Source organism: Kaistella sp. PBT33-4, assembly GCF_029194425.1.
Lineage (GTDB): Bacteria > Bacteroidota > Bacteroidia > Flavobacteriales > Weeksellaceae > Marnyiella.
This window is the reverse complement of record NZ_JARFYL010000006.1, coordinates 79668-97067: the sequence shown is the minus strand read 5'-3', so window position 1 is coordinate 97067 and position 17400 is coordinate 79668. Positions and strand designations below refer to the sequence as shown.

Annotated in this window: 13 protein-coding genes; 4 read left to right on the top strand and 9 right to left on the bottom strand. The window is 37.6% G+C overall.

The window, feature by feature from the left end:
* The first annotated feature begins 289 nt into the window (after window positions 1-289).
* Window positions 290-943 (top strand): hypothetical protein, encoded by a 654-nt coding sequence (locus P0M11_RS12515; RefSeq protein ID WP_275625983.1) that lies wholly within the window; start codon window positions 290-292, stop codon window positions 941-943.
* Between the two features lie 67 nt (window positions 944-1010).
* Here P0M11_RS12515 and P0M11_RS12510 read toward each other — a convergent pair whose 3' ends face one another.
* A complete protein-coding gene (locus P0M11_RS12510) occupies window positions 1011-2630 on the bottom strand; it encodes a hypothetical protein (protein WP_275625982.1) in 1620 nt (539 codons plus the stop codon).
* A 262-nt stretch (window positions 2631-2892) separates the two neighbouring features.
* Between P0M11_RS12510 and P0M11_RS12505 the strand changes: the two genes are divergently transcribed.
* The gene (locus P0M11_RS12505; protein ID WP_275625981.1) at window positions 2893-3081 is read left to right on the top strand and encodes a hypothetical protein; all 189 of its coding nucleotides are present in this window, start codon (window positions 2893-2895) and stop codon (window positions 3079-3081) included.
* A complete protein-coding gene (locus P0M11_RS12500; RefSeq protein WP_275625980.1) occupies window positions 3048-3458 on the top strand; it encodes a helix-turn-helix transcriptional regulator in 411 nt (136 codons plus the stop codon). Before P0M11_RS12505 ends, P0M11_RS12500 begins: the two co-directional genes overlap by 34 nt.
* A 12-nt stretch (window positions 3459-3470) precedes the next feature.
* On the opposite strand, the gene P0M11_RS12495 is transcribed toward P0M11_RS12500, so the two are convergent.
* From P0M11_RS12495 to P0M11_RS12460, 8 genes are all read right to left on the bottom strand, one after another.
* The gene (locus P0M11_RS12495; protein WP_275625979.1) at window positions 3471-4739 is read right to left on the bottom strand and encodes a hypothetical protein; all 1269 of its coding nucleotides are present in this window, start codon (window positions 4737-4739) and stop codon (window positions 3471-3473) included.
* Window positions 4740-4767: 28 nt separating this feature from the next.
* Complete coding sequence (locus P0M11_RS12490; protein ID WP_275625978.1) at window positions 4768-5283, bottom strand: hypothetical protein; 516 nt, start codon at window positions 5281-5283, stop codon at window positions 4768-4770.
* A 33-nt stretch (window positions 5284-5316) separates the two neighbouring features.
* Window positions 5317-8214: a DEAD/DEAH box helicase family protein gene (locus P0M11_RS12485; protein ID WP_275625977.1), complete on the bottom strand. Its 2898-nt coding sequence runs from the start codon at window positions 8212-8214 to the stop codon at window positions 5317-5319.
* A gap of 139 nt (window positions 8215-8353) precedes the next feature.
* A complete protein-coding gene (locus tag P0M11_RS12480; protein ID WP_275625976.1) occupies window positions 8354-9805 on the bottom strand; it encodes a site-specific DNA-methyltransferase in 1452 nt (483 codons plus the stop codon).
* The gene (locus P0M11_RS12475) at window positions 9802-10317 is read right to left on the bottom strand and encodes a hypothetical protein (protein ID WP_275625975.1); all 516 of its coding nucleotides are present in this window, start codon (window positions 10315-10317) and stop codon (window positions 9802-9804) included. The genes P0M11_RS12480 and P0M11_RS12475 overlap by 4 nt, the downstream gene beginning before the upstream one ends.
* A 17-nt stretch (window positions 10318-10334) precedes the next feature.
* Entirely contained in the window at window positions 10335-12689 is a 2355-nt protein-coding gene (locus tag P0M11_RS12470) for a hypothetical protein (protein ID WP_275625974.1), read from the bottom strand.
* Complete coding sequence (locus tag P0M11_RS12465; RefSeq protein WP_275625973.1) at window positions 12643-12849, bottom strand: hypothetical protein; 207 nt, start codon at window positions 12847-12849, stop codon at window positions 12643-12645. The genes P0M11_RS12470 and P0M11_RS12465 overlap by 47 nt, the downstream gene beginning before the upstream one ends.
* Window positions 12850-12856: 7 nt before the next feature.
* On the bottom strand, window positions 12857-15736 hold the full coding sequence (locus tag P0M11_RS12460) for an SNF2-related protein (RefSeq protein ID WP_275625972.1): 2880 nt from the start codon (window positions 15734-15736) through the stop codon (window positions 12857-12859).
* 473 nt (window positions 15737-16209) lie between these two features.
* Here P0M11_RS12460 and P0M11_RS12455 point away from each other — a divergent pair, with 473 nt between their 5' ends.
* Window positions 16210-17316 carry a M23 family metallopeptidase gene (locus P0M11_RS12455; RefSeq protein ID WP_275625971.1) on the top strand — a complete coding sequence of 369 codons (1107 nt, stop codon included), beginning with the start codon at window positions 16210-16212 and terminating at the stop codon, window positions 17314-17316.
* Window positions 17317-17400 lie beyond the last annotated feature (84 nt).

Below are 17400 nucleotides of genomic sequence, written 5' to 3'. Positions count from 1 at the left end.
GTATATATTTGCTTTTGATTAAGGCAGACGATTGCTGCTGTGGGGAGCAAATAACAATCCTCTTTTACAAAAACAGAATTTTAATAAACAGCATCTGTGACCCTGATAAAAACAGTTCAATTGTATCCATGGGACGAAACAAATAAAAATACAGAAAAACTTATGAAGGAAATTGAAACTGCGGGCCAAAAACGAACTTAAGCGTAGGACATATCTTATATTTACAAAGACTTATAATAATACCCCCTGCAGACTGAAATCATAAGCAGGGACTCAATAAAAAAAAATTATGAAGCATTTATTTGCGTTACTATTCATCTGTACAGTTCAGGTTTTCCCTGCACAAAGCAATAATAAAGAGTTTCAGTTTTATGCTTTTTATGAGGATTATTTAACCGGTAATGCAATGCAGCCAGGCATTGCCGGGGAAATAAAAGAAATCAGTGATCAATACATACATTTTTCAGATTACAGATACATTGAGAATAATAAGAAAGCAAAAGCTGCAGCATCTGCCTGGGCATTATCAGACGGCAAAAATCTATATTTTAATATGATGAACGCAGGTGTTATTTACAGGAACAATGTTTTTGCTAAATTCGACTTCATCAATGACAGATATATGGTCGTATTGCTGGATGAAACGAAAGAGAGCAAAGCAATCGGATATAATAATCCGTATGGCGGAGGTTTACTTGGCGCGGCATTAAATATAAAACCCAAAAGTACATGGAAGGATACTAAAGGTAATTCTTATAAAATACTTTTAGTTGATAAAAAGAATCCGTACCCACTAAAAGGTAATATGGCTCACAGAATGATTGTTCCAATTGTAGATACCGGGAAGATACTTGAATTATCTAATAATGAACCTGCCATTATTGAAAAACTTAAAAAGAACTCCTTTTTAACAGAGGACTTCATTGAGTTAATCAGCCGTTAGTCCGGCTTAAGGTTCTCACTTTCAGCTTCAAAACAGAAGACAACAGCCGCAGCAGTTTCAGTCTTATTCAAGGTTTTTTTACTTTAATGATGCTGTCCAGCTTATCCGAAAGGCAGGTCAGAATCTCATCCATCACCGTAAGTTCATCCGGTCTTAGCCTGCCCACCAGGTCATTGTACCGCAAATGGGAGTCAATATGTTTGTGGAAGGCCCGGCCAATCCTGCCGTAAAGATACTCCAGCTCCTTCAGAGAGGGGACTGCAAAAAGACAGAGTTGCCACGTATCCCAGGCGGAGGTCCATTTGGGCAGGTAGGCACATAATGAACTGTAGATAATGAGCCGAAGCAACCGCAGATAGCCCTGTGAAAAGAGGGTAAACAGGCCTTCACTGTTATCACCCCGCATATGCGACCGCAGGTTAAAGTACTGTTCCAGGTGTTCTTTAACTCCCCTGTGATACAGGCTCAGATCACCATATGTAGGTTCATAAGAAACTTCCCAGTGCAGTGCAGGATGCATGTCCGATGAGGAAAAAATTCTGTTGGCAGGCGACATGATCTGCTGTATAAACTGCTGATGGAAACAAAGGTTTTCCTGAACGGTGATGCGGCGGTGCGCCAGAATAATCACAGAAACTTTATTCTGAGTACGTGCCGCCACGGCCTGCTGTATACTCTGAATGTTTGTATTTCCGACGCTCTGCCCTATGACAAAAAGATAATAAACGGTGGTGGGAACGTGCGCGTTTATCTGAAAGGTTTCCGCTTTGTGAAAAAGAAAGACTTCTTCGGGTGCCGCCATTTTTATCAGGATATCTCTCACAGTGATAAGCTGCGGATCGTCCGGCTGTTCTTCAGGGGCTGCGCAAATCACGTCTGTCGGTCCGGGTTGTTTGCCAATGGCAGATTTGAGTTCTTTAAACCGGGCAGCTACCAGGTGAGACAGTTGGCGCTCTACCTTTTTAATGGACTCATATAGGGCAGTGTTGATGTAGCTTTCGTCATTATGCGCTGCTTCTATGGCGTCCTCCAGCTTGTTGATCAGATAGTAGTTGGTTCCGTTCTGGCGAACAAAGAGTTTCTGCAGCTCCGGTATATAAGGAATCAGGTTGGTGATCCTCCTGTGCAGGCTTTCATCCGGAAAGAAATCACCCGCATAAAGCTGTTCCAGATACCGCAGGTCATGCTCAAAGATGGTAATATAGGTCAGATAGGTACTGATGGGGGAATTGAGGCTATAAAACCGCCCAGCTTCCGAGAGAAGGATATCGTGGTCGTGATAATAGCATTCCTTAAAGGAAGTGAACTTCTTTTTGAAAGGTTTGCCGCCGGCGTAATTGCGGAAGAGCCCCGCGAACCCCTCCTTACACCAAACAAGGAACGACGGTCGGTAATAACAGTATACAAAAGGATTTCCAACTTCAAAAAACCGTTCAGCACGGTGGAGGCTGCTGATGCTAACAGGCATCTGGTCGCCCGTCTTCAGCACCCATTTGGCAGCGCGCAGTGCGTCGGTGGCGGCTTCTGTCTCTGTAATTAAAAGCAGGCGTTCGCTGCCCGGTATACCATGAGGAACCCGGTAAACTGCTAATAAAGAACCGTCGCGTGCCGCCTGCTTTAACCGGTTAATCAGAACTTCATCATGGAGTCCTGCAAAATTTGAGTGAGCTGATTTTTCCATCATCATTTGTTTTAAGATGAGTAAACAAATTTGTGACGGAGCGTGCAGGTATTCAAGTTAGTGGCGGAATAAAATATCCCCTGGCGCGCAAAGATTCGTAATTCGATGGTGAGATTAATCGGAACGGAGCAACGACTATCCTGTAAATTTCGATAAAAGCGGGGATGGGATCTGCAAAAGGAGTGGTCGAAAGCGGCTGGCAGACCGGCGGGTCCCTAAAAGTTAGAGTCCAGGCTTATTTTTTTTCTTTTTCATAACTCAGTTTTTAATGAAGTACGAAGCAAAAGAAGTTCAGCAGGATAATCTAGCCGAAAACTGGATAAAATATGCTCAGAGGAGTATAATTCCCGGATCATTTTTAAATTTGTATTTAGACTTTAAAGGTAATAACCTTATCTTTATAGCTGCTTATAAACAACTACCATGGAACAGAAAATACATCAGGGACGCAACGTAAAACGCTTCAGAGAAATGCTGGGCATCAAGCAGGAGGCACTGGCCTTTGACCTGGGTGAGGATTGGAACCAAAAGAAAATCTCTTTGCTGGAACAAAAGGATGTCATCGAAGATCCGTTACTGAAGAAAATATCAGAAGTACTGAAAATTCCCGTGGAGGCTTTTCAGAATTTTGATGAGGAGCAGGCGGTCAATATTATTTCGAATACGTTTGACAACGGTGCTTTCTTAAATACAGGTAATTCCGCCACATTTAATGTCAATCCAATAGAGAAACTTATCCAACTTCATGAAGAAAAGATCGCGCTGTACGAAAGGATGTTGAAGGAGAAAGATGAGATGATGGCAAGGCTGGAAAGGATTGTAGGAAGTCGCTAATAATTATAGTCACTACTGATCATAATTATCCAAAAAAGAATGTACGTCTAAGGTAGACCAATTGCCCAGTAGATTATCGTAAACTTTTCTGTTTTCACACAACCGATAAAAGTTTAATTGATCTCGCATATTGTATATAAAATCTGGATTCCATTCTATCGATTCGTTTGATGATAGCCACAGGAAATCAATTTTTTCAATATTCTCCCGAACAATTTCCAAAGTGATGTTCAATTTATAAAAATGAGATTGCTTCAGGTCAAATTTTTCAATGTTTTTATGAATAAATTCCGGACTAAAATATTTCCCGTTTTTATTTAAGAATCCGTAACCGAAAGTTTTAAATTTTGAAAGGTTATCCAAGACAAAACCTTCAGGCATCTCTGCATTAGTTTCTGAAATAAAATGCCAAATGTAATTTTCTTTGAATCTATCGCTATAAAGGTAATCAGTGCCTGTCCGTCTGAATTTAATCAAATTAGAAATTACATTGCTTCTTGCAACCCGTTTAGTAATTTCCATAGGTTTATTTATTAATAACGGTATCGATTGAATTTCTTTCGCATGGTATCTTATAAGGATATCTAAATTTTCATCATTGATTTCTATACCTTCATTTTTTAGTACAGAATACCAATGCCATCGCGAGGATTTAGGATATTTAAGAATTATTTGAGCAGCAGCAGGATTCGAAGAGAGGTTTCTAAAATTAAATTTTCCCTGATATTTTTCAAGAAGTTCCATATCCAATTTTAGATTGGAGTTGTGAGACAACTTTTCCCAATTAATATAATCAGCAAATTCATCCAAAAAAGCTTTATCTATGGAATATTTTAATGAACCTGATAACTTATCCCAATTAAGGTAATCTTTATTTTTTCGAATATTTTCAATGGTGTTAAAGCCATCGCGATTAATTAAAAAAGTTGTCCAATCAAGTTTTGAATGGAAATCCTTTATAATATCTTCGGAGTAAATTAGATTCTTAAAATAAGGCAGGGCAGAAAAATAAAAATAATTTTCGAATCTTTTTAAAAATTTATAGTCAATGACTAAATCCTTAGCACGATATAAAGTGGAAAAATCAATGCTGTCTTTTACACTATCAATTAAATCTGCATTCCAAGGAATTTGTGAGTTTTTGATTAAGCGACTTTCCCGAAAATCCAAAACAGTTTGATACTTGACTAATTCCTCATTAGTAAAAGGATAAAATGATTCCAACAGACCTAGTGTCAGGTCTGTAAAATACTCCGAATATTTTAAATTGGATGGATGCATTTTAGAATTATTATAATCTAGAGGAAATTTATCTCAATCTTGATTCGGGAATTCCTAAAAAATCATTCCTGTACTTGCAAACTGTTCTGCGAGCGATATTATATCCTTTGTCCAAAAGGAGTGATCTTATCAACTCATCAGCATAAGGTTTTCTTTTATTTTCATTCTCAATAATTTCAGAAATAGCGTCAAAAAATTCAGCCTGCGCAATTTCTCTTCCATTTTTGTCTTTCAGTACCCCTTCTTTGAACAAATGTTTATAATAGTGAGTGCTTCCATTCATCCTATACGTCCGATCTTCAACTGCTCTTGCAATTGTAGAGATATCTTTACTTAGTAATCCGGCGATATCTCTGTAAACCATTGGAATAAGGTTTTTAGATTCTCCGGTAACAAAATAATGCGACTGGAATAATACAATGCAATCCAACGTCTCATTTCCAGTTCTAAGATGTTTTCTACAATCATACTGAAAGCCATCCGGATAACCTTTCGAAATTTGCATTTCAATAATTTTTGATCTTAATGTTTCATCTATTCTCATTGTTTTACTGAAGAAAAATATTACTTAAGATTCTTATACTTCCACTGAAGCTGTTACCACATCAAAATTTACATTTAATGCTTCGAAATGTTTTCTACCGCATCTTATTTTCTCGGCTTCGGAATTTCGTAGTTTTTCGTAATTCTTAGTGCTTTTAGTCTCTCTCATCAAGTATAGGGTCTCGTCATCATGCTTTACAATAGCCCAATCCGGATTATAAGTGCCGATTGGAGTTTCGATTTTGAAAAAGCCAGGGAGCTTGACAAATAGTTTAATATCTTCCCTTTTATCTAAAGCTTCCGCAAATTTTCTTTCCGTGTCGCTATCATAAATAATTTGGTCATAAACTGAGTGTTGAACTGGCAAAGAATCCTCAAAAAACTGCTTTAGTTCTTCCTCTTTGAAAAGTTCCATCACCCATTCCGTTTCGCCGACTGTTAATTTTTCGTATTTAATCCCATCAATCATTAGTTTATGAAGTTCTACTTTTATTAAAGCAGTAACCTGGTCCATAAATTTTTGAGGATTAACGGTAAACTCTTCCAAACGATCTATTGAAGTCAGGATTCTCACAATTGATGCCCTTGTAAGTTCAGTTTCCTTCTGAATATAAGCTACAATATCTGGCAACAAACCATTATATTCAAGTTTAATTTCATTGTTCCTAGTGTTTGTCGTAGTAATCCCTTTTCTCTCTATTCCTATCACATCTTCACGATATGAAACTTTCACTGGTTGAATTTTATCCATCCCATTAATAGCTTTCACAGAATTTATAATCAACTCTTCACTTGAATAATCTACCTTATAAGTGGTTTTAAATTTTATCTTATCCCATAATTTTTCAAAATCAGGATGCAGATAAATCTGTTTATTAAGTTTTAGCTTTTTAGGTTCTTTGTCTTTCTTGATATGTCTTTCAATTTGATACGACTGTAACACTGTAATAATATTACTTTCTTGGTCTTTCAGATCATCAGGTAGAGCTAATGTGAAATTTTCATTTTCAGGTTGAAAGGTGTTTTGGATTCTGCCATCTTTATCAATAAAACCACTATTATAAAGCGAGTCCCATATTTTTTGACTTTTGTTTTTGCCAAATAACACTTCTTCATTATTTTCCACTGTAATCATTTTGGAGAATGCCAATTTTGGAATCCTGCCAAAAACAATTCCACATTCCTTCTCGTATTCACTTTGTAATCCCGAAGCGAATTCAGCGTAAGTTTCTCTTGCTATAACTGTCAGCTTATTTATGTTCTCATCGTGAATTCTTTCTCCCTGCTGGTTTACGGGAAGTCGCAGACCACGGCCAAGAGTTTGCCTTCGCTCTTTAATGCCACCAACTTCACGAAGAACGCATATTTGAAAAACATTTGGATTGTCCCAGCCTTCCCGCAATGCTGAGTGTGAGAAAATGTATTTTAACGGTTCATCCAATGATAAAAGCTGTTCTTTATTTCGCATAATTTTAGCATAAGTATCATCATCTGCCTGCGTGGAACCATTGGTATCTTTAAAAACACCTTTCTTGTCAGTCGAAAAATAACCGTCATGTATATCACCTACGGAAAATGTATTCAATTTCTGATATTGGGGGAGTTGTATCAACTCATTGTAATGCTTTTCAAACCACAATGCAAATGGGCCCTTAACCTGTTTACCTTCTGCATCATATTGCCGATAATTTGCTACTTTGTCTACAAAGAAAAGGCTTAAGACTTTTATACCCTTAGATTGAAGCTGGAGTTCTTTATCCAGGTGTTTTTTAATGGTATTTCTGATTTGAATTTCAACTAATTCATCTTTTATACCCCCACGTTCATCGCCGAGATACAATCTACCGGAAGTAAAATCTATAAACTCGTTCCCAGGTTCACAATTGATATCCAATACTTCAAAACCATTTCGATATACTTCGCGTTCGTCTGAAACCGTAAATAAATCTGCGGACTGTTTAATCCAAATATCCTTTGCCTTTATACCATCGGCTGTTTTCATGTGGATTTTCAGTTTCGCTTTGATCCCTTTCGAATTATCAACCGCTAACAATTTGACATAAGCATCATTATTATCATTGTCGCCTACAACAGATGCTACCACAATCTGCTTTACCAATTTCTTTTCGAAAGCTTTAATAGGGTCTAATTTGTACACTAAATTGTAAGGGTTGTTGTGTGTTGCGGAAAATCTGAACACACACATAGGGTTCAGCGATTTTATCGCTTCTTTGGCCTTTTCGGTGTTGTCTACACTTTGCGGTTCATCAATGATAAGAATTGGATTTACCGAACTGATGAATTCGCGAGGACTATAACCACTCAGCTGGTTTCTTTCCGTATTGAAAATATTGGTTTCTTTGTTGAACGCATCAATGTTGATAATCATTATCTGCAATTGATTGCTGGAAGCAAACTGCCGGATTCTGTTTGTCTTTTTGCTGTCATACACAAAGTACTCGAACTCCAGATTATTATAAAGTGCCTTGAAGTGCTCTGACGTTATTTCAAGATTCTTTAAAGCCCCTTCGCGAATAGCGACACTTGGAACTACAATAATAAATTTCTTGAAGCCATATTTCTCAGAAAGTTCGAAAACAGTACGTAGGTAGACATAGGTTTTGCCTGTACCAGTTTCCATTTCCGTAGAAAAATTACGACCATTGCTGATGAATTCATTTTTTGAAGTTTCGTCTATATCATTACGTTCCTGGATTGCATGAAGATTTTTCAAAATTGTTTCATCATCTATTAGCAAATTATTTCCAAGACCTAATTCGGATTGGAATAAGCTTGTCTGGCCTGCATGTATTTCTTTATTTAATTCAATGGAAAAATCGCCTTTTTCTAAAGGTTGACCATCGAAGAGCTCTACAAAACTTTGAATGGCTTCTAGCTGATAATCCTGGTTACTGTCAAATTTTATCTTCATTATTTACTAATCACTATCAAGGTTTAAAAAAATAACTATCATGTTTATGATTGGAACTATCATGGTTTGAAACCTAAGTATCAAGGTTTTACCAGAAAGTATCATGGTTTTGTAATGGTTATTCTACTATTAATTCTATTTATACCGTTCTAAAATTGAGCACGCCTTTAGACTTCATGATCTGTACGGCGTTTGTTTTCAATGCATCTGCATTTTCGCCTTCAAAAGCTTCATCGAGACAAATGACGCGGGTTGGCTGCATTTCTGCCATAGCTTTCAGACACTCTAAGGTCATGTTTTTTTCGAGACAAATGAGCAAAAGGCCATCAGCAATGCTAAAGACTTTTTTGCCTGCAATATCCGTGGTTTCGATGGGTGTGGTGAGTTCAAAACCAGATTTAAGCAAGAGTTCGTAGAGAATGGCTTCCTGATTTTCTTCGTTGGGAATGTGGTCGATATGGTCGAAGAGTTTTGCCTGTATTGCTTCGGGTTTTTTCTCAAGTGTAGAATCCCATATTTTGAAATTGGAGGGTTGAAGTTTAAATACTTTGAATCCCAGGTCAAGAGCGGAAATATTTTTTACGAAAAGTTCATTTGACTTTTCACTGTCATCAATAATTTTCGCGAGTGATCGCCTAATCCTTTCTTTGCTGATTTCCGCAATATTCGCGAAGCCCTCTTTAAATGCATCATCCTTTTCTTCAGTCTTTTCAGGTAATTGTACGCTTATGAATTTTACCTTACTATCAGTTTCTTTGTTAAATTCTAATACGGCGTGGGCAGTTGAACCGGAACCCGCAAAGAAGTCTAAGATAATTGCATCATTTTCTTCCTGTTTAACTGTAAATTCTAATATCTTCTTAATAAGGCCAATTGGTTTTGGTTTTGGAAAAACCTCTTTCTTGAAGCCAAGCTCAATAAACTGTTCTGAACCTCTTTCACTGTTGAAAACCTTATCTGTCCATGCGCTTGTAGGCTTCACTTTTTTATCATCTGTTAAGAAATCTTTTACAAAAACAGACCAAATTTTTCTTGTTGGCATAAGTTTAGGTAAAAGCAGTTTTATATCCCTTTCCGCAGTAGATAGACTCCATCTCCAATTTCCTTCTTCTCCATTCTCTTTAAGTGGTAGAATTTGAACATATCCTTCGGGAATTTCCTTATCATATGTCGGATAAAAATGCCCAGTTATATCATTATACAAAAAATAGTAAAATAGATTTGGACGATCCACACGACGGTCGTTATCACCCGTCTTTCTTAAGTCTATTTCTCTATAAATTTCACCTTTATCATCCTTTTTATTATATCTCCGTAAAACTTTTTCATCTGGTTTCCAACCAGCAAAAGAGATTTCAATTTTCTTGTATACTAATAAATACTCGTGAGCAGTTGCAATATGTTTGTCGTCTGAACGGCCTTTGGGGTTATTAACATTTGTAATACAATTAATAAAATTTTCCGGACCAAAAATTTCATCACAAATCTTTTTAAGATTGTCAAATTCGTGATTATCAATGCTAATAAAAATCACACCGTCATTTTTTAGAAGGTTTCTTGCTAAAAAAAGCCGTGGATACATCATGTTCATCCACTTACTATGGTAGCGGCCGTCTGTCTCTGAATTAGCTTGGTATTTTTCCCATCGTCGCTTATTTGGCCCGTATAATCTAAGTATGTTTCTAAATTTTCAGAATAATTATCAGGATATACAAAATCACTACCTGTATTATAAGGGGGATCAATATAGATAATTTTGATTTTGCCCAAATAAGATTTCTGCAATAGTTTTAAGACTTCCAGATTATCACCTTCAATAAAAAGATTTTCGGTAGTATCGAAATCAATGCTTTCTTCACGGGCGGGAACCAATGTTGCCCGGCTTGGCTGCTGTATGGTTTTGAAGCAGTCGGCTTTTCCGGGCCAGTTCATTCCGTAGCGTTCTTTACCGACTTCTACATTTTCGCCAAGAGTGAGCTTGAGTTTTTCCCAATCCACATTAAGACCTTCAGTAAAAACTTCAGGAAAGATCTGCTTTAAGTTTTCGAGCTGCTGCTCTTTTATGTTTAAGGAAGTAAGTTCCTGTTTTTGGATTTCTGACATTTTAAATTTTTGAAAAATTAAGGTGTTGCGTATGGATACAGTTTTATTGTTCCTTTTTTTGTTTTCCAGTAAGAACCGGAACCGCCATCAGTTGGAAGATTGCCATTTTCGGGACAAATAAGAAGCTCTGCAAATTCTATAGTTTTTCTACCAAATTCAAGAACATCATCATCGCTTACCAAAGCGCCGTCAAAATTGTAATGAGCTCCCACTTGATTTCTAACCGCATTCAACTGCTTCAGTTCAGTAATTTTATCTCTTAAAAGAACTGTTTTGTTTAGAACCGAAAAGGTATTGTTCTCAGCTTGCGAAAAATGTTCTACTTTTAGCAAAGGCAATATTGTTGTAGAAAAACCATTAAGCAAATCGGCAAGCGTATATTCATTTTTTGGATTTCTCGGCATTTTACAACGAAATTTTAAGGAAAGGAAATCCAGAATATTCTCCAACATTCTTCCGGAAGCCGAAGCAATGTTTTCCCGGTTGAAATCTTCTTCATTATCCACATAAGCTTTCAATTCCTGCAAAGCCAGTTTGCCGTTATAAACGCGAATTCCATTTTCTAAAGACCAGTTGCGAAGTTCAAGAAAATGAACATTTCCGTTAGGTGCGCGGTTATTTCTGTAGCGGTCTCGCCAAGGACGGTAATGTGTCGTCATAATGATTTGGCCGAAAGAATCAGCTTCGGAATGCAGTAATTCAATAAAACGGTCCAAATGCTTTTCATCAACGGACATTACTACATCGTCTAAAACTAAAATGGTATCCCTGTTTCCATATTTCTTCGCCAATGCTAAAAAAATACAAATACCTAAAGTGTCCAAATGAGATTCGCTATAAACGGACTGTGGCGGAATGCCTTCTTCTGTATGAAATTTACCTTCTAAAACCAATGAGCTTAATGCGTTGTCCTTCAAGGAAAGCGTAACAGCTCCAATTTCTTCGTTCGGGTGAATCAGATTATACATTCGATCTACTTCGCCAGAAATTTCATTCAATTCGTTTTCAATAAATTCTTTTCTGCTTGATTCGACAATTTCTAAAGCTTCTGCTGCTGCAGTAAGCAAACTTTGAAGTTTTTCAGCTTTCGCTTCATTTTCTTTGATTGCATTAAACTGCGACTTAATTAGGTTGTGCTGTTTTAACGCAGTTGTTTTACTATCGTAATTACGAATAATTAACGACGCCAGATTATCCAAATGCAGTTTTTCATTTTCGAACAGCAGCAAATTACTTGTGGAGTCTTCTGAAATGTTTTCCACGAACGTTGTTATGGCGGGTTCTTCATCGGTGAAATTTACAATTGCATCCTTGTATGCTAGTAATAACCGATTCAGGGCAGTACTTTCACTATTTAAGGCAGTGTTTTTCGCATCTAATGTTCGTTTAGCCGTTGTCACTGCTTCGTTAGCCACCTTGAGCGCATTCATTGCTGTAATTCGCGAAGACAAAGAAGATACGACGTCTTCTCTCTGCATATCATTTGAGCAAACCGGACACTGATCAACTTCTGGTTTTGATTCGATATAGGATTTTGCCTTTTCCAGTAAGTCCAATAAAGAGACTTCACTGTCAGGATTTTGGTTTTCAACGTCTTCTAATTCTGACACCTTTGTATCATAAATCTGCTGCGATTCCTGCCAATTATTTTTAGCCAATGTATAAGAAGAGTTTCTTGCAGAAATTCCATCCCACTGTGCTTGTAAAGTTTGATATTTTTGCGCTTCCCGTTCAAGATTTGAAACATCTTTCGCTGATTGCTGTTCAGCCCAGGTCATAAAATCAGATTCAGGTTGTCCTTCATCATCCCAAGCTTTTTGCAGTGTTTCACTTGCGCTGGAAATTACTCTTACTGTGGTTGCGAGTTCTCTCTCCGCTGAAAGTTTTGTTTTCCTAAGTTCTGATTCGCATTTGAAAACTTCATCCACGTCAATAAAGTTTTTCAATTCTTTATATCTTTCAGCAGCCTTGGCTTCAATAAGATTTATAATTTGTTTGCGTCTTAAAGTTTTAAGAAGCGGTAAACCAGTTGAAGGGTTTTTTGAAATGTTTCGACCATTTCCAGAAATAGTTGCTGAAAATGCACCAGAACTTGTATTGAGTGTTATTTTTGCAGGATCCTTACCAACTGATTTTAAGTATTTAAAGTCAGTTTCAGATTTATCACCAATAGAACCCACTTCATCTGTTAGTAAACAAGATAAAGCATCGGAAATAGTAGATTTACCATTTCCATTTTCAGCGAAAATCATAGTGATTTTCTTTTCTGGATTGAAATGAATCGTTACAGGAACTGTAGCTCCTCTGAAAGCATCTAATGCTAAATTATTCAGTCGCATTTTCTTCAGTTGTTTCGTTAGCTTCTTCTCCATTCGAATTAAGGACTTCTTCTAATGCGATTTTCCACGCTGTTTCTTTCAGTTTACCCTTTGCCAATTCCGATTCTACTGAAGTATCATCAGATTTTATGAGTCCTTTTTCTTTTAATTTTTCTGCAATAATAGCAGCGAGTCTTTCATTGTTATTATTCATATCAGTTTTATTTTAAGTGCCATCTTATTAAAAACAAATCGTTTTGAATTACTTCCTGCTCAAGTTTTTTCTCGATGTCTTCAATTAGGTTATCTTTACTTTTTTCGATTTCTTTAGCCGCTTGATCGAAGTCCCGCCAAGCGGAATCCCTCTCAGAATCTAATTTTCTTCGTTCTCGCTCTAATTTTAATTTCTCTGGAAGATTTGGCGCAGACTTCGCAGCTTTCTTTATTTCTTTTATTTGCATATCCAAGTCTTTCAAGGTGAATTTGAGAGAACTCCGTTTGTCTTCACCCCAATTATCAAGTTTGTCCAATTCTACCTGAAAATATTCCATATTTCTGGTACTAATCAACTCTAACAAAGTGCTTTTATTCTGGGCAAGAATATTTTGCATGGAAGAAATAATTTCGGTTTGAGATGCCGTACTTTCTCCCCGTACTTCTGCGCTAAGCGAGAACAATCTTTCTGCAACGTCATTTTCCATAACTTCACCATCGTCTGTAACCGCACACATTTGTAAATACTCTTCAGTTTCAAAAGAAGTGACCGAAAAACTTCTGCATAATAAATAACCTGAAAGGTTTTTGTAATCATTCAGTGCCGAAATCATGGTTGGATTATTAGTAAGATCAAAGTATACCTCGGAAAAAGCCATTTCAAGATTCTTACAGGATTCGATGATCTGCTGCGCTAAAGGATGGCCTATTCGATAAATATTAGCATCCTTTGTGTTTTTGCCTATTTTATAAGGCCCAGGATAAATTACTAAATCACCAAAAGGATTGTGTAAAAGTTTAAAAGAATGTTCGTCAGTGGCATATTCTGCATTATCTTTCAAATAGAATTTTGTGATATTCCATAGTAACGCTTCATATTTAGAAAGATATTCTTTACTTTCTTTGAGATTGATCCGTAACTTTTCGTGAACCTCTTCATCGAAGTTTTCTAATAAATTATGACGCGTCCTTTTGAATTCATCTGCAATGTCATCTTTATATTCATCTTTCAGTTTGTCGAAAGCATTATTTATCTCATCATTTGTTCTACAATTCTGATAAATCTCTGCAATTCTTTTCTCAAAATCGACACCGTTTTCTATACTCCCAAGCACTTCATCACTAGCGCCGAATACGCCGTCAAAAAGTTTGAATTTTTCTTCGAGCAAATCATAAACGCGAACATCAGCAGCATTTGCTTTATTCAAAAAGTTTACAACCACCACGTCATACTTCTGACCGTATCTGTGGCATCTGCCGATTCTTTGTTCTATTCTTTGGGGATTCCAAGGCATATCGAAATTGATAAGCATTGAGCAAAACTGCAAGTTTATACCTTCCGCAGCTGCTTCTGTTGCAATCATTATGGTAGATTCATTTTTAAAATTATCTACTAATGCCGCCCTCATGTCTGCAGACCGTGAACCAGTTAAAATATCTGTGTTCTTATGCTTTTCGATCCAATCCTTGTAAATTTCTTTGGATTTCTCATCTGTATTATTCCCATTAAATAATACTACCTTATTGGCGTAACCACGAGCTTCCAGAATATTACGAAGGTATTCCTGGGTACGCGTACTCTCAGTAAAAATTATTGCTTTTTGCGGAGCATCCAGCCTTTTCATTTCTGAGAAACCGCGTTCCAAAGCGGTAAAAAGTTTCTCCCCTTTAGAATTTATTCTAATTGATTTCGCTAAGCGTTCAAATTCTTTTAGTGATGCTATTTCTCTCTTAATATTTGCAATGTCGTCAGCTGACAAATCATTATTTGACTTGCTATCTATATCATCATTGTCATCCCATTCATCCTTAAGTTCATCAAAAGTTTCAAAATTTTCAGCAATTTCATTATCGGAATTCTGCGTGCCAGAGTGAGATAAAGTATTTTCCAGTTTTTTTGCAAGTCCTTCTAATGTTGAGGAAATAGCATAGGTAGAAGATGCCAAAAGCCTTCTAAGAATCAAGGTCATTAATTTTCGTTGTCCGGAAGGCAATGCATAAAGATTTTCTTCCTGCAAATAATCAGTTACCAAATCATAAAGGCGCTGCTCATCGTCAGAAGGATAAAACTCTTCAACAAGCGCAATTCGATTTGTGTATTTAATGTAGTTTGTAACCTGACGCCGAAGTGTTCTTTTACATATTGGTTTCAATCTTTCTTTAAGTTCATCAAAGACAGTATCATCAGCTGTAGATCCGGCTCTACTGTATTGGTTTCTAAAGCTTTTTAGATCACCGAAAGAATAGTCGTCAATTATACTCACCAATCCGTAAAGTTCTTGCAGGGAATTTTGTAAAGGCGTTGCAGTCAGCAGAATTTTAGGACTGTGCTCTAAAGCGTTTTTTATTGCCTTTGCAATTTTATTACTAGGTTTATAAACGTTGCGCAAGCGATGAGCTTCGTCAATTACAGCCAAATCCCAGTTAACAGCCCTGATATATGCATCTTTAGATCTGGCAAACTGATATGAACAAATCATCACATTAGGCTGAATAAAAGGATTTAGATTACCTTTTTTGATCTGTTCATTAAAAGACTTTGCTTCAAGGATTACAGATGGAATAAAAAATTTATCCTGAAGCTCCTGCGACCATTGTTTCCGCAAATTCGAAGGTGCAATTATCAAAATCTTTCTTTTTCTCTCTGCCCATTTTTGAGATATTACAAGACCTGCCTCTATGGTTTTTCCTAAACCCACTTCATCAGCAAGTATTGCCCCTTTGGAAAGTGGGGATTTAAATGCAAACAACGCAGCTTCAACCTGATGGGGATTAAGGTCTACTTGAGCATCCACTAATGTTGATGCCAATTTCTCCATGCTGTCAGCAGAATTTTTCTTGGTTAGTTCAAAAGCGAAATATTTGGCGTGGTAGGGTGTTAATTTCATAAATTTTTTTCGAAATATTGTGTTTTTTGAAAGTGAAATTTAAGGAAAATTAACGAAGTAAAAAAGGTAGTAAGTAAGGGAATTTGGGCAAAAGATTTTTTTTATTTTTTAGTTTTGAAAAAATGTATTTAAACAAGTTCCTCAACGCAAAATAGTAGACACTAGGTTGTGTTCAGGCAAGGTCACTTAAATAATATGTTTTTTTTGAAAGTTAATCTTGTACTTCGAAAATTTATTTGCTATGCCATCAAAAACTTCATTTATCCATTTAAGAAAGATTTCCTAATTTTCTGTGGCTTAATAATATTTTGTAAACCTTCGCAAAAGTTATCTGCCCAACCTAACAGTCCTTTAGGAATGTTGATAATTTCACCATTGCTGTGAGCTTTTGTGGTAATCATCCCAGGACAACTGACCGCTCCGTACTTCACCTTTACTCAGCCCTTCGGCTAAATTTTTGCTTTAAAGCCGGCATGTACAGACTGAAACCCGCAATTTTTCTGCTGATTATTCTGATGACCGTCACCTCCTGTGAAGGACTGAAGGAGTCGGTGAGCAGGCTTTTTGAGAGCTCGGCGCGTGCAAAGTATGAAAGGCAGTTTGCCGGCCCGGACAGTTTAATGACGCAGTGGAAAGGAGAATACACCCTGGCAGGTGCAAACAGCCTTGAAGTCGCAGACGGTTTTACCTTTACAGCATTTCCAGCTGCTAATCACCTGTACGCCTATGGATATTCACTGCCGCTCACTCAGGGCGATGATTTAAGGATAACTGTGAGCAGTCACAATCCCACAACTAAATTTTTTATTGATGTGTACAGTCTGGATAATTCCGACAAAACTTCGGAAAGTGAGCTCCTGAAAAACGGGCTGTTTGCTAAGGTTATAGAACGAACAGGGGTTTACAGGGTAATTATTCAGCCTGAAATTATGCATCAGGGTGATTTCACGGTGAGTATTTACACACAGCCTTCACTGGGTTTTCCGGTGGCCGGGAAGGGTAATAAAGATGCGCAAAGCTTTTGGGGTGCCGCACGCGACAGCGGCGCACGGAGACATGAGGGAATCGATATCTTTGCTGCGCGCGGTACACCTGTTGTGGCGGTGACCGACGGTTATATTACCCGCACCGGAAATTCAGGCCTGGGCGGTAAGCAGGTCTGGCAGCGCGACGGTATATTTGGTTATTCTTACTATTATGCTCATCTGGACAGCATTATCGCAACTGACGGAAGGCAGGTGAAAGCCGGTGACACTCTCGGCCTCGTGGGCAGTACCGGCAATGCAGAAGGCGGGGCGCCGCATCTGCATTTCGGTATTTACGGCAGTGGTGGAGCGGTAGATCCGTATCCCTTCATCCGGAAAAGAGCTGTGCCGCCCAAAAGTGAAGCCGCCATGCCTCCGGGAAATTCTTTGGAAGGCGGGACCAATATCCGGCTTGGACCGGGAACAGAATACGGTATTGCTAAAACTACTTCGGAAACCTCAGCCGTGCAGGTATTGGCCGGAAACGGAAAATGGTACCATATCAGGTTAAAGGACCGCAGCGAAGGTTTCGTTACTGTTTCCGGATTCAGATGATTCCGCTGAATATTTGCAGGATAGAACGGTTTTTGATGCACAGGAAGGGATTACAGGCATCCTGTTTAATAAATTTATTACTTT

Bases quoted from the DNA above. Each gene is read 5' to 3' on its own strand.
- P0M11_RS12515 (WP_275625983.1), top strand. From the start codon at position 290: ATGAAGCATTTATTTGCGTTACTATTCATCTGTACAGTTCAGGTTTTC.
- P0M11_RS12510 (WP_275625982.1), bottom strand. From the start codon at position 2,630: ATGATGATGGAAAAATCAGCTCACTCAAATTTTGCAGGACTCCATGAT.
- P0M11_RS12505 (WP_275625981.1), top strand. From the start codon at position 2,893: ATGAAGTACGAAGCAAAAGAAGTTCAGCAGGATAATCTAGCCGAAAAC.
- P0M11_RS12500 (WP_275625980.1), top strand. From the start codon at position 3,048: ATGGAACAGAAAATACATCAGGGACGCAACGTAAAACGCTTCAGAGAA.
- P0M11_RS12495 (WP_275625979.1), bottom strand. From the start codon at position 4,739: ATGCATCCATCCAATTTAAAATATTCGGAGTATTTTACAGACCTGACA.
- P0M11_RS12490 (WP_275625978.1), bottom strand. From the start codon at position 5,283: ATGAGAATAGATGAAACATTAAGATCAAAAATTATTGAAATGCAAATT.
- P0M11_RS12485 (WP_275625977.1), bottom strand. From the start codon at position 8,214: ATGAAGATAAAATTTGACAGTAACCAGGATTATCAGCTAGAAGCCATT.
- P0M11_RS12480 (WP_275625976.1), bottom strand. From the start codon at position 9,805: ATGAACATGATGTATCCACGGCTTTTTTTAGCAAGAAACCTTCTAAAA.
- P0M11_RS12475 (WP_275625975.1), bottom strand. From the start codon at position 10,317: ATGTCAGAAATCCAAAAACAGGAACTTACTTCCTTAAACATAAAAGAG.
- P0M11_RS12470 (WP_275625974.1), bottom strand. From the start codon at position 12,689: ATGGAGAAGAAGCTAACGAAACAACTGAAGAAAATGCGACTGAATAAT.
- P0M11_RS12465 (WP_275625973.1), bottom strand. From the start codon at position 12,849: ATGAATAATAACAATGAAAGACTCGCTGCTATTATTGCAGAAAAATTA.
- P0M11_RS12460 (WP_275625972.1), bottom strand. From the start codon at position 15,736: ATGAAATTAACACCCTACCACGCCAAATATTTCGCTTTTGAACTAACC.
- P0M11_RS12455 (WP_275625971.1), top strand. From the start codon at position 16,210: ATGTACAGACTGAAACCCGCAATTTTTCTGCTGATTATTCTGATGACC.